Origin of the sequence: Arthrobacter rhizosphaerae (assembly GCF_023062595.1) — a bacterium.
Classification (GTDB): domain Bacteria; phylum Actinomycetota; class Actinomycetes; order Actinomycetales; family Micrococcaceae; genus Arthrobacter; species Arthrobacter rhizosphaerae.
Genome location: NZ_JALLAN010000003.1, coordinates 198828 through 211341, shown reverse-complemented (window position 1 = coordinate 211341; position 12514 = coordinate 198828). Strand labels below are relative to the sequence as shown.

Below are 12514 nucleotides of genomic sequence, written 5' to 3'. Positions count from 1 at the left end.
CCGGTAATCACTAACTAAGGAGAACCAATGAATGACACCGGTTCGCACGGTCCGCCTCCAGGCGCAATGGCGGGCATCGTCGTCGCAGATTTCAGCAGGGTCCTGGCTGCGCCGTACGCAACGATGTTGTTCGGTGACCTTGGCGCCGACGTCATCAAGGTAGAGCGTCCGGGTTCCGGTGACGATACCCGTCATTGGGGGCCGCCATTCACCGAGGATCATGAGGCCACGTACTTCCTGTCCGTGAACCGCAACAAACGCTCGTTCACGGCAGACATGGCGGCCCCCGCAGACCATGGAGACCTCGTGGAGCTCATCCGGCGTGCTGACGTGCTGATTGAAAACTTCCGTCCCGGAACGATGGCACGGCACGGGTTGTCGTACGACCACGCAGCAGCGATCAACCCGCGGCTGGTGTATTGCTCCATTACCGGATTCGGTTCTGAAGAGGCGGCCGCCGCCCTGCCCGGCTACGACCTGCTGGTGCAGGCCGTGGGAGGGCTGATGAGCGTGACCGGCCCGGGACCGGGTGAGCCGGTCAAGGCCGGCGTCGCCCTCGTTGACGTCCTGACCGGGCTGCACGCTGCGATCGGCGTGCTTGCCGCCCTGCGGGCACGCGAGTCCACCGGCCGGGGCCAGTTGGTTGAGGTCAATCTGCTCAGCACCTTGCTCTCCAGCATGGTCAACCAGAGTGTCGGCTACACCGCCGGAGGCGCCGTTCCGGGCATCCTCGGGAACCGGCACCCTTCGATCGCGCCCTACCAGCTGTTCCCGGCGTCGGACCGGCAGGTAGTCGTCGCGGTGGGCAACGACCGGCAGTTTACGCAGCTGTGCGCGGCCCTCGGGATTCCGGAGGCAGCGAACGATCAACGGTTCGCGACCAACCAGGCCCGCGTTGCCCATATCGACGAACTCGATCAAACCATCACGGCAGTTACCCGGGAGCAGACTGCCGACCACTGGTACCGGGAACTGTCAGCCCGCGGGGTCCCGTGCGGGCCTGTCAACGACATCGCCGAAGCCTTCGCGATGGCCAACGACCTCGGGCTGAACGCACGGATCACCGTGGGCGCCGATGACGACAGCGTGGACCTGGCCGCCAACCCGATTTCCCTGTCCGACACGCCAGTCTCCTACCTTCGGCGGCCACCGCGGCTTGGGCAGCATGCGGACGAAGTACGTGCCTGGCTTCAAAGCCCAGCCGCCGGCCCGGCCGCCGTCGAACCCCCTCAATACCACTCCAGCAACAACAACCAGCCAATGGGAGCGCACCTGTGACCGACCTCGCCAACGACTACCTCGACATCGACTACCTGCTCAGCCAGCAGGAGATCGAGCTGCGCAGCCAGGTCCGCCAGTTCGTCGATGACCGCATCCGGCCCAACATTAACTCCTGGTACGAGGACGCCATCTTTCCCTTGGATCTGGTCAAGGAGATGGGGAGCCTAGGCCTGCTCGGCATGCACCTGACCGGGTACGGTTGCGGGGGCCGCAGCGCCGTCGAGTACGGGATTGCTGCCATGGAGCTTGAGGCCGGCGACTCCGGCATCCGCACCTTCGTCTCGGTGCAGGGGTCGCTGGCCATGAGCGCGATCTCCAAGTTCGGCTCGGAAGAGCAGAAGCAGCAGTGGCTGCCCGGCATGGCCTCCGGGGAGCTGATCGGCTGCTTCGGACTCACCGAGCCCACTGCGGGCAGCGACCCCGCCAACATGCTCACTCGAGCGGAGCGCGTTGGGTCTGGCTGGGTGCTGAACGGGGCAAAACGCTGGATCGGCCTCGCTTCCATTGCAGACGTTGCCATCATTTGGGCAAGCACCGACGACGGCATCCGCGGCTTCGTTGTCCCGACCGACACCGAGGGGTTCCTGGCCACGCCGATCTCCGAGAAGCTGTCAATGCGCGCCTCCATCCAGTGCGACATCACCCTGGAGAACGTCCAACTCCCAGACAGCGCCGTCCTCCCCGACGTGGTCGGTCTCCGGGGCCCGTTTTCCTGCCTCAACGAGGCGAGGTACGGCATTTTGTGGGGAGCAATGGGCGCCGCCCGCGACGCCTACCAGGCCGTTTTGGCCTATGCGGGCCAACGGACACAATTCGGCAAACCGCTCGCCTCCTTCCAGCTCACCCAGCAGAAGCTGGTGGAAATGGTCCTGGAGATCCAGAAGGGAACACTGGTGGCCCTCCACACCGGTCGACTCAAGGACGCCGGCCGTCTGCGCCCTGAGCAGATCTCCTTCGGCAAGCTCAACAACGTCCGGCAGGCCATCGAGATTTGCCGCTCCGCCCGCACCATCCTCGGCGGAAACGGGATCACTCTGGAGTACTCACCGCTGCGGCACGCCAACAACCTTGAAAGCGTGCGCACGTATGAGGGCACCGACGAGATCCATACGTTGATTATGGGCCGCGCGATCACCGGCATCCCTAGTTTCTCCTAGCCGCTAAGCGGTCCGTCGTCCCCGGAACTCCGGGAACCTCAGAGAATCCCGAGCACTGGCACCTCGCGTGTCAGGTCCTGTCTGTCCTTTTTGTCCAAGTGAAGGGAAGTCTTGTGTCTGAAACCGTCACCGAGACCCGTACCGCCTACCTTGACCATGCGGGTTTCCGCTTCGCTGTTCTGACCCTGGCGAATTCCAGCCGCCGTCCCGTGACCCTTGGCCCGGCATCTCTGGCAGCATTCGAGGCCGCAGTGGGTGCCCTGGACCTGGCAGCAGTGGATGCAGTGGCTGTGACCGGCAAGGGCGCGGTTTTCTGTGCGGGTGCGGACCTGAACATGATGACGGAGGCCGGCACCCTGGAGCAGGCCGAAGACGTGGCTCGTCGGGGCCTGGAGGTGCTTGGCCTGCTGGCTGGGCTTCCGGTGCCCACGTTCGCATTCGTCAACGGGTTAGCGTTGGGCGGCGGGCTGGAACTGGCTCTGCACGCCGACTACCGCACGGCCGCCGACTCGGTACAGGCCATTGGTTTTCCCGAAGTTCGGCTGGGTCTCGTCCCAGGCTGGGGTGGGATCCAGCGCACAACGGCGCTGCTCGGTGCCGAACTGACGGCCCGCTTGGTGGTCACGGATTCGCTCGCCGGGAGGAACCTCTCAGCCGGGACAGCGGCCCAGCTCGGCCTGGTCGATGCCATCCTCTCCGAAGACGGATTCGTGGGGGCATCCCTGGATTTCGCCGGCGGCATTCTTTCCGGGACTGCCGCCACGGCTGCGGTTGCAGTGCCTAACCGCCTCAGTCGAAACGCCAAGCAGGAGCCTGCTGGCGCCGTCGTCACAGCAGCTTTGGAGGCCATGCGGCTGGAGCTGGACGCCCGCCTGCACGGAGCCGCGCCTGCCCCCTACCGTGCTCTGGAGCTAATCGGGGCAGCGGCCGCGGAAACTGACTTCGCTGCCGGAACCTCCGCTGCCGGAACCCCTGCTGCCGGAACCACTGAGCAGGCGCAGATCCGGGCCTTCGGCGAGCTGCTGCTCTCCGATGAGGCGCGTGCCAGCATTTACGCCTTCCACCTCACGCAGTCCCTGGCTAAGAAGCCTGCGGGCAGGCCGGCTGCGGAGCCGCTGTCAGTGCGCTCGGTCGGCGTCGTCGGGGCCGGTTTGATGGCCAGCCAGCTCGCCCTGGTCTTCGCGCAGCAGCTGCGCGTCCCGGTTCGGATCACGGACCTGTCCCAGGACCGTATCAACACGGCAATGGGCTGGATCCGCGGGCAGCTGGATAAACAGGTGGACCGAGGGAGGCTGCAGTCCACCGAGGCCGAGGCCATTCGTGCCCTGGTGACCGGAGGCACGGACAAGGCGGCCTTTGCGGAATGCGACGTGGTTATTGAGGCAGTTTTTGAGGAACTTGCGGTCAAGCGCGCGGTGTTCGAGGAGCTCGAACCGTTGCTGCGGCGGGATGCCCTGCTGCTGACGAATACGTCCTCGCTGTCCATAGCTTCCATGGGCTCTACGCTGGCCCGTCCCGGGCGCCTGATCGGCTTCCACTTCTTCAACCCTGTAGCGGTGCTTCCATTGGTGGAGATCATCACCACGCCACAGACAAACGAAACAACTCTCTCGACGGCGTTTGAGCTGGCCCGGAGGCTCCGCAAGACTGCCGTACTCACCACTGACACCGCCGGCTTCGTGGTGAACCGCGTGCTGACGCGGCTGTTCAACGAGGTCCTTTCAATGCTCGACGACGGCGCTGATCCCGCCACCGTGGACCATGCCCTGGATCCCCTCGGCCTGCCCATGACACCGCTGCAGCTTCTGCAGTTCATCGGCCCCGCCGTTCAGCTGCACATCTGCGAGACCATGCACCGGGCCTGTCCGCAGCGATTCGGCGTGAGCGGCAGTCTCGCGGCGGTCGTGGCCGCCGGGCTTCCCGGCTACTTGGAGGTCAGCTATTTGGAGAACGACGGCGGCATCTCACCCTCCGCTGCTGCGCTGCTGCCCGACCCCAGCCCCGTAGATGCTGCTGCCGTCCGCGCCAGGATCCTGGCAGCGCTGGCCGATGAGGTCACTGCAATGCTCGGCGAGGGCGTTGTAGCGGGACCCGAGCAGATTGACCTGTGCATGATCCTCGGCGCCAACTACCCCTTCTATACCGGTGGCCTGACCCCGCTTCTTGACCGCGAAGCAGGCACCGCCTTTCATCCGGGACTGCGCGTTCCTGTCCCGGCCGCCGGTTAGCCCAGCAGTGGTTAGGCAACTGCCCCTTATCCCTCTCCAAGGAGAAGAAAATGAACCACCCTACAGATGTCGTCATCGTCGGCGCGGCCCGAACGCCGCAGGGCAGGCTGATGGGACAACTCGCTCCGCTGACCGCCGTCGAGCTCGGGGGTGCCGCAATCGCTGCCGCCGTTGACCGGGCCGGCATCCGGCCAGACGCCGTCAACGCTGTGATTATGGGACATGTACTCCAGGCCGGCGCAGGGCAGAACCCTGCGCGGCAGGCTGCCGTCGCCGGGGGTATTCCGCTCAGTGCCCACGCAGTCACCGTGAACAAAGTCTGCCTGTCCGGGCTGAGCGCCATTATCGACGCGAGCCGACTGCTGCGGCTGGGCGAGGCCGACGTGGTGGTGGCCGGGGGACAGGAATCGATGAGCAACGCTCCGCATCTGCTGCCGGGTTCGCGTTCCGGGCACCTCTATGGCGATTCGGCCCTGATCGACTCGGCGGCCCACGACGGCCTCACTGACGCCTTCGATCACGTGGCGATGGGCCTGGCCACGGACCGCGCCAACACTGCTTTGGGTATTCCCCGCGCTGAGCAGGACAAGGCGGCGGCTGACTCCCACAGGCGGGCGGCCGCCGCCCAGGCGGCGGGGCTATTCAACGCGCAGATCGTTCCGGTCAAGGTGCCGCAGCGCCGGGGCGAGACCGCGTTGGTGGACACTGACGAAGGCGTGCGCGCGGACAGTAATGAGGAGTCGCTCGGACGGCTCAGGCCGGCGTTTTCTCCGTCCGGAACGATTACCGCCGGCAATGCCTCGCCGCTCAACGACGGCGCGGCCGCCGTCGTCCTCACAACCCGGAGCTTTGCAGAGGAGCACGGCCTCGAGGTCATGGCTGTACTGGGCGCGGCGGGACAGACGGCCGGACCGGACACCACGCTGCCGGACAAACCTGCCCGTGCCATCCGGAAGGCCTTGGATATTGCCGGCTGGGGCGTGGAGGACCTGGACTTTGTGGAGATCAATGAGGCGTTTGCCTCGGTGGGCCTGCATTCGGCGGCCCAGCTCGGGATTGGCATGGAAAGGGTCAACGTCAACGGGGGAGCGATCGCACTCGGCCATCCCATTGGTGCTTCCGGCGCGCGGGTTGTCGTCGCAGCAGCCTATGAGCTTCAGCGTCGCCGCTCTGGCAAGGCGGCCGTTGCATTGTGCGGCGGTGGGGGCCAAGGCGAAGCTTTGCTGCTTTCGCGGTGATATCCCGGAGAACAGCCGGTCATCCAGCACCCATGCCGGGAAAGGACAGTATCCAGATGACGCTTAAACCGCACACCTCAAGCCACAGTCCAGCGACGGATGACTTACCCATGGTGTCCTGGGAGCTGGCGAATGCAGCCGGCCGGTCGGCTCCCTTTCCTGATTGGCACCTGCTGATCGGCACGGTGGTGGAAATCCGCCGGTATGGGCTGCCCGTCGGGACAGGCCTAGTGGACGACGCCACCCCGGCAGGAAACATTGCCTGGATAGCTGCCGAGGGGATCAACAACCGGACCATGATCGAGAAAACCGGCGGCTACGAACTGTCGATCGCGCCTGCGCATCTTCAGCCTGCAAAATACGGCAGGGAGGAGGTGCCATGAACCGCTTAGCCCAAAAGACAGCAAACACCCCTGAAGATTCTGGGGAGGGCGGCGACAGTTCACCTGAATCCGTAGCGGGGGACCTTTCACCCGTCCACCACATCACCTCATCAGCTTGGGAAGGCTGGTGGTGGGAAGAACCCGACTCGTAGTCGGAAGTCTTACCTCAGACGCTTTTCAAAGCAGAGGGAGAAGGGAATGGCCGTTGCATAGGGCTCATAGACGGGGATGCGTGTGTAGCCCAGCTTCGAGTAGAGGGCGACGGCTTCCGGCTGCTGGTCGCCGGTCTGAAGAATGACCCGTGAAGCTCCGCCGCGTGCCGCAATCGCTTCGATCTCTGCCATCAGCATGCTGGCTACACCCTGGCCCCGTGCACTCTCAAGAACCACTACGCGCTTGACTTCCCACTCATCGTTCAGCGACCGGAGGGCGGCGTGCGCCACCGGCCCGACGCCGTCTGCCACTGCAAGGACGGTGGCAAGAACGTCCTCAGGAGGAACTGCCAGGGCCGTGATCGCAGCATCCCGCTCAGGACCAGGCTCCAGATGGCGCGCGTACCTGCCGTGGAGGTCCTCCTCAAGGATCCGCTGGAGATCCACTGCACGTTCATCGGTCCAGAGGACCGATTCAAACGCCACAGTCAGCATCAGGCGGGAAGCTTATTGAGCTTACGCAGTTGCTGGTCGAACATGCGCGCAGGCACAAAACGCCGCATTTTCGACACGCTGGCGGTCCGTGAGCCGCCGGCGTACCGCATTCTGGGCTTAGTGTCAGTAGCCGCGGCGACGATCGCCTTTGCCACGGTAGCGGCGTCGTCGCCATCCTTGATCTGGCGGATTGAGAACTCCTCAAACACCTGGCGCCGCTCGGCGTAGACCGGCAGCGGCCGGTCGGGCCTGATGGTGTTGGCCTCAAAGGAGGTGTTGGTCCATGCAGGCTGGACCAGTGTGACGCGCACGCCGAACTCCCGGAGCTCGTGGTCGAGGGACTCGGAGTACCCCTCTATGGCATGCTTCGATGCGGCATATACGGCCATGTACGGTTGCGGGATAATCCCGAGGATCGATGACAGGTTCACGATGCGGCCGCTCTTCTGGGCCCGCATGATCGGAAGGGCTGCGTTGGTCACACGGATGACCCCGAACACATTGATATCGAAGACGTGCTGGGCCTGCACCACGGAACCCTCCTCCGCCGCACCCGACGATCCGATCCCCGCGTTGTTCACCAGAACGTCGATGCGCCCGTGCGCCTGCATCACCTCGCCAATTGCCTGTTCTACCGACGAGTCGCTGGCGACGTCGAGATCAATGAACTGCACTCCGCTGAGCGGCTGTGCCTTCGACGCGTCCCGGCTTGTCCCGATAACTGTGAACCCCGCATCGACAAGAGCGACGGCGGCGGCTTGGCCAATGCCTGTTGACGCTCCCGTGACTAGGGCTACTTTTTGAGTGGTTGCCATTCCTGCCTCCATAGAGTCATGCCTGCAGTCGACGCTTCGACTATCTGTTACATGACTGTATCAGTTATAGAAGTAGTTGCACCAGTGGTGTTGCATCTTTAAAGAGTGGGACGGTTATGTGCGGGGACTGGCGCCGTATAACAAGGTGTCCACCACGAGTGTCGCGAGTGTATCCGTGGTCTTTGCATCCGGCTCCTTATCTTCCGGGAATCTCTGCAGGGCCTCGCTCATCAGTGCGTAGTAGACCTGCCGTGTCCATTCCAGGTCCGTGTCCGGACCGAGGAGCCCGTCGCGTTGTGCCCGGGCGAGGAGATCAAGGCAGCGGACATTGATCCGGTCCCAAATCTCCGCTGCAGCGCTGGTGTCTGCCAAGGGGCTCCCGAGGGTGAATCTCCAGGAGTTCTTTGTCCTGAGAACATTCCCTGTCACGCGATGGAGTGCGACGAGGGGAGGGGAGGAATCGGGATTGCCCGCTTCGATGGCGTCGGCAAGCTGTTGTTTGGCAGAAATCGCCAAGGCATCCATGAGCGCTTTCCGGTTCGCGAACCTGCGGTGGACTGTGGTCCTGGTGAGTCCTGCCCGCTCGCCGATTTGCTCCATCGAGGCGCCAGGGTCGTCAACCAGCACTTGCTCGGCCGCTTCGAGGATTGCGCGCACACTGCGTTCAGCGTCGGCCCTTAATGCCCGGCCCATTTTGTCTCTCCCTCTGTAGGCTCATCCCCACCCTAATAGATACTCAAAAGGGACAGATTTCGGAATAAGAGAAACACTCGTGTTACATTTCCTGGAATTGTTCCACTCTAACCAAACGAGCATCAGGAGCGGCAGTGACAGAGCGCAAACGACTCATCACGTGGGAGGACCCTGCCGTCGGGGCGGCAGCGATGCCCAGCATGAGTGGCCTTGAGTACCTGCATTCCATGATGGGCAAAAAGCTTCCGCCTCCGCCCATGGGCGAACTGTTGAACATGACGCTGACCGAGGCGGAACCGGGAACCGCCACCTTCACGTGCCAGCCTGATGAATCCCACTACAACCCGATTGGCGCAGTTCATGGCGGGCTGGTGTGCACCCTGCTTGATTCAGCCCTGGGCTGCGCCGTGCAAACCACCCTGCCGAAGGGAGTGGGCTACACCTCGATAGAAATCAAGGTGAACTATCTTCGCTCCATCCGTGCCGGCAGCGGCCCCTTGACCTGCGTGGGGGTTGTATCGAAGGCGGGCAGCCGTGTTGCCTTCGCAGATGGCACCGTCACCGATGCCGACGGCAAACTCGTGGCTACCGCCACCGGGTCGCTGCTCGTCTTTCCCATCAGCTGAAGCCAGCGCGCAGGCGTAACCACGTGCCGCTTTCCATGCGGGCAAAGGCGATGCGCCGACTGTTTGGCCAGCGACGAAGCCATCCTCGTCGACGACAGCCCCATGTCCTGATTTGAGCGATACAAGGCTGACCTCTTCCCAAATACTTGTGGCTAGCCACATATCTCCTGTACAGTATGTGGCTAGCCACATAAATAGTTACCAACTAGGGAGAAGAGACCATGAAAGCTATCCAGTTTGAGCAGTTCGGAGGAACCGGGAATTTGCACGAGGCGGAGGTCGAGGTCCCGCAGCCCGGTCCTGGACAAGTGCGTGTGCGGGTCAGGGCGGCGGGAGTGAACGCCTTGGACGGGAAGATCCGCTCGGGCGCCTTGCAGGCGGTTTTCCCAACGCCGTTGCCCGTCATTCCAGGCTTCGAGGTCTCCGGCACGGTGGATGCAGTAGGTGCCGCCGTGACGGATGTGACCGTGGGAGACGAGGTCTTTGGGTGGTCAGATACCGGGGCCTACGCCGAGTTTGCCTTGGCAACTACGGTTGCCCTCAAGCCCGCCGAACTTGAGTGGGAACGCGCGGCCGCGCTCCCGGTGGCAGGGGAAACAGCCGAACGGGTTTTGAACTTGCTCGCCATTGCATCCGGGGAGACTCTGCTGATCCACGGCGCCGCAGGGGCAGTGGGGACCATAGTGGTCCAGCTCGCCGCTGCCCGTGGTGCGCGCGTCATCGGTACGGCCGGCCCCGACAATCAGGACTATGTCGCCTCACTCGGCGCCACTGCCACGCTTTATGGGGACGGACTTGTCGAGCGGGTGCAGGATCTTGCCCCCGACGGCGTTGACGCGGTGCTCGATGTTGCAGGGAAGGGAGCGCTCGAGGACTCCATCACCCTGCGCGGTGGTACCGACAGGATCGTCACCCTCGCTGATTTCCGCGCACATCAGTTGGGGATCACTTTCGCCAATGGTGGTCAGGAGCGCTCGGTTAAGCGCCTTTCCGCCCTGGCGCAGGAGGCCGCGATCGGAAAGGTTGTTACCACCGTCACGGCCTACCCCCTTGCTCAGGCCGCAACGGCCCAGGATGTCAGCGACACCGGGCACATCCGGGGCAAGCTCGTGCTCACCGTACCGTGACCACGCCCCGGCTTTCCTGCGCTGTAGGCTACTCCGACTACTCGACGCATACCGGCAGAACGGACTGAATTATGCCGACTTCAAACCTGCACGTCCCCACTACCTTCGACCAGGGTCCAGTGAGCTACGCGATCTTTCAACTTGCCCGGGCCCACCGGGGCTTTGCCGCCGGCCTCCTCCGACAGTTGGATCTGCATCCCGGACAGGAATTGGTGCTCATGCACCTCTTCGACCGGGACGGCCAAACCCAGTCCGAGCTCCTCGCCAGCGTCGGACTCGACCATTCCACCCTCTCGAAGACCTTGCGCCGTATGCAGGACGCCGGCCTTCTTGTCCGCCAGCCGGCCGACCACGACCGGCGCGTGATGGTCGTCCACCTCACGGATAAGGGAAGAGCCATGCGTGAACCGATCACTTCCATGTGGCAGACATTGGAAGAGACCACGACGCGGAATCTGTCACCTCAGCAGGCGGAGTCTGTAATGAACGCCGCTGACGCCATCGTTAGTTCAATCAATGCCCGGCCCCAAACGGACCGGATGGAAAGTGGGACCTCATGACCACCAACCCTTCAACTCTCCCGGTCCTCGTCGTCGGGGCCACCGGCTCTCTCGGGGGCAAGGTCGTCGACGAACTGCTCAAACGGGGCAAGAGCGTCCGCGCATTGGTCCGTTCCACCAGTGACGCCGGCCGGCTCGAGAACAAGGGCGTCGAGATCGCCCGCGGCGATATGCTCGACGTCGACTCGCTGGTTGCCGCCATGAACGGGGCGGACGCCGTCATCACCACAGCCGCCGGATACACGCGCGGCGGCAAGAACGCACAGGACATCGACACCGTTGGGAACTCCAACCTCGCCGAAGCGGCCCGCCGGACCGGTATCCGGCGGTTCATCCTGACCAGCATCCTCACCAGCGACCAGACACCCAACATCCCGCATTTCTGGCACAAGAAAGTTGCCGAGGACAAGCTCGAAGAGTTCGGAGTACCGTTTGTAGCCCTGCGCCCAGGGGCGTTCATCGACCAGGTGGCAAGCATGGGCGGCAACCCCCTGGATAAAGGCCGAATGATGTGGCTCGGCAAGGCGTCCGTCCCGCTGACCTTCGTCCATACCTCCGACCTCGCCGGCTACCTGGCGGCCGCCGTCGATGCGGATGCTGAAGACGGTGAGCGCATCGACATCGGCTGGGACCGGCCAATCAGCGTGCTCGAGCTGGCAAAGCTAATGGCAGTCAGCGCCGGGAAGCCGATCAAGGTGCGGGCAGTTCCCTCTGCCGTCACCCGTTTGGTAGGCGCCGTCGTCGGCCCCTTCAAGCCCATAGTCCAGGACATGACGGCGATGTTCGGCTGGTTCGATACGGGCCGATACGTGGCTAACCCCCGCCGACAGGAGCAGCTGTTCGGGCCGCCGCCCACGGCCGAGGAAGCCGTCACCCGCCTTACCGGCGAATTGGTAAAAGCCAACCACTGAGGCTGCGCCCAGGTGTGACCTACTATCGACGAGTGATAGAAGAACAGGTCAAGTCACTTCGACGGCGGTATTCGGGTCACGCCTGGACTCCGGTCAGCGTCGGCTGCTCTGGCGCCCTGGTTTATAGGCTGGACGGAGTCACAGACCTGTATGTGAAGGTTGGCAACCTGACCAATAATCGGGACAGCGGGGCCGACTTGGGCGCCGGGGCAGAACGCATGCGTTGGCTTGCCAAGGTTGGGATTCCTACCGCCGAGGTGGTGGACTTCGAAATCTCTGACGATTGCGCATGGTTAATTACCACGGCAGTGCCTGGTCGATCCGCTGCAGAACACTGGCCGGCTGACAAGCGCCCCAACGTCATTGACGCACTAGCCGACTTCACTCTCACCCTGCACTCCCTGCGGATTGAGGACTGCCCCTTCGAACGGAGCCTTGCCGTCACTATGCCTGCCGCTGCCCATGCAGTTGGGCAGCATCTGGTTGGTGCGGACCGGCTGGACCCCGCTTATGAGGGTTGGACACCGCAGCAACTGCTCGAAGAGGCCCACGCGACCCTTCCCGGGTTCGAAGACCTGGCGGTCTGCCACGGCGATCTCTGCTTGCCGAACGTACTGCTGGACCCAGACACTCTTATGGTCACGGGGCTCATCGACGTTGGCCGCCTGGGTCGCGCCGACCGGTACTCCGACCTCGCCCTGGCCACCCGGAGTATCGCCGGTGGCCAGAACCCCCAGTACGGCGTTCATCACGCGGACCGTTACCTCACCCGTTACGGCATAGAACAGGCGGACACGGCCCGGGTCACCTTCTATCGGCTCCTTGACCAGTTCTTTTAACGCCGGCGA

General features: G+C 63.7%; 14 protein-coding genes. 11 read left to right on the top strand and 3 right to left on the bottom strand.

Annotated elements, in window-relative coordinates; all coding sequences use genetic code 11:
* Nucleotides 1–27 precede the first annotated feature (27 nt).
* The 6 genes from MU551_RS05880 to MU551_RS05855 all read left to right on the top strand — a co-directional run bounded on the left by MU551_RS05880 (nucleotide 28) and on the right by MU551_RS05855 (nucleotide 6439).
* Nucleotides 28–1278 carry a CaiB/BaiF CoA transferase family protein gene (locus tag MU551_RS05880; protein ID WP_247041507.1) on the top strand — a complete coding sequence of 417 codons (1251 nt, stop codon included), beginning with the start codon at nucleotides 28–30 and terminating at the stop codon, nucleotides 1276–1278.
* Nucleotides 1275–2438 (top strand): acyl-CoA dehydrogenase family protein, encoded by a 1164-nt coding sequence (locus tag MU551_RS05875; protein WP_247041505.1) that lies wholly within the window; start codon nucleotides 1275–1277, stop codon nucleotides 2436–2438. The genes MU551_RS05880 and MU551_RS05875 overlap by 4 nt, the downstream gene beginning before the upstream one ends.
* Before the next feature lie 113 nt (nucleotides 2439–2551).
* Entirely contained in the window at nucleotides 2552–4666 is a 2115-nt protein-coding gene (locus MU551_RS05870; RefSeq protein WP_247041503.1) for a 3-hydroxyacyl-CoA dehydrogenase NAD-binding domain-containing protein, read from the top strand.
* 50 nt (nucleotides 4667–4716) lie between these two features.
* Nucleotides 4717–5904 carry an acetyl-CoA C-acetyltransferase gene (locus MU551_RS05865; RefSeq protein WP_247041501.1) on the top strand — a complete coding sequence of 396 codons (1188 nt, stop codon included), beginning with the start codon at nucleotides 4717–4719 and terminating at the stop codon, nucleotides 5902–5904.
* Nucleotides 5905–5960: 56 nt separating this feature from the next.
* Nucleotides 5961–6287, top strand: coding sequence for a hypothetical protein (locus MU551_RS05860; RefSeq protein ID WP_247041499.1), 327 nt, complete (start codon nucleotides 5961–5963; stop codon nucleotides 6285–6287).
* Complete coding sequence (locus tag MU551_RS05855) at nucleotides 6284–6439, top strand: hypothetical protein (protein WP_247041494.1); 156 nt, start codon at nucleotides 6284–6286, stop codon at nucleotides 6437–6439. Before MU551_RS05860 ends, MU551_RS05855 begins: the two co-directional genes overlap by 4 nt.
* Before the next feature lie 9 nt (nucleotides 6440–6448).
* On the opposite strand, the gene MU551_RS05850 is transcribed toward MU551_RS05855, so the two are convergent.
* From MU551_RS05850 to MU551_RS05840, 3 genes are all read right to left on the bottom strand, one after another.
* Complete coding sequence (locus tag MU551_RS05850; RefSeq protein ID WP_247041493.1) at nucleotides 6449–6934, bottom strand: GNAT family N-acetyltransferase; 486 nt, start codon at nucleotides 6932–6934, stop codon at nucleotides 6449–6451.
* A complete protein-coding gene (locus MU551_RS05845; protein ID WP_247041492.1) occupies nucleotides 6934–7749 on the bottom strand; it encodes an oxidoreductase in 816 nt (271 codons plus the stop codon). Before MU551_RS05845 ends, MU551_RS05850 begins: the two co-directional genes overlap by 1 nt.
* Before the next feature lie 114 nt (nucleotides 7750–7863).
* Entirely contained in the window at nucleotides 7864–8442 is a 579-nt protein-coding gene (locus tag MU551_RS05840) for a TetR/AcrR family transcriptional regulator (RefSeq protein WP_247041490.1), read from the bottom strand.
* Between the two features lie 134 nt (nucleotides 8443–8576).
* Between MU551_RS05840 and MU551_RS05835 the strand changes: the two genes are divergently transcribed.
* From MU551_RS05835 to MU551_RS05815, 5 genes are all read left to right on the top strand, one after another.
* Nucleotides 8577–9068: a PaaI family thioesterase gene (locus MU551_RS05835; protein ID WP_308198289.1), complete on the top strand. Its 492-nt coding sequence runs from the start codon at nucleotides 8577–8579 to the stop codon at nucleotides 9066–9068.
* A gap of 221 nt (nucleotides 9069–9289) precedes the next feature.
* Entirely contained in the window at nucleotides 9290–10195 is a 906-nt protein-coding gene (locus MU551_RS05830) for an NADP-dependent oxidoreductase (protein ID WP_247041488.1), read from the top strand.
* A gap of 71 nt (nucleotides 10196–10266) precedes the next feature.
* On the top strand, nucleotides 10267–10755 hold the full coding sequence (locus MU551_RS05825) for a MarR family winged helix-turn-helix transcriptional regulator (protein ID WP_247041486.1): 489 nt from the start codon (nucleotides 10267–10269) through the stop codon (nucleotides 10753–10755).
* Nucleotides 10752–11666, top strand: coding sequence for an SDR family oxidoreductase (locus tag MU551_RS05820; RefSeq protein WP_247041483.1), 915 nt, complete (start codon nucleotides 10752–10754; stop codon nucleotides 11664–11666). The genes MU551_RS05825 and MU551_RS05820 overlap by 4 nt, the downstream gene beginning before the upstream one ends.
* 35 nt (nucleotides 11667–11701) lie before the next feature.
* Nucleotides 11702–12505, top strand: coding sequence for an APH(3') family aminoglycoside O-phosphotransferase (locus tag MU551_RS05815; RefSeq protein WP_372489806.1), 804 nt, complete (start codon nucleotides 11702–11704; stop codon nucleotides 12503–12505).
* Nucleotides 12506–12514: the final 9 nt, after the last annotated feature.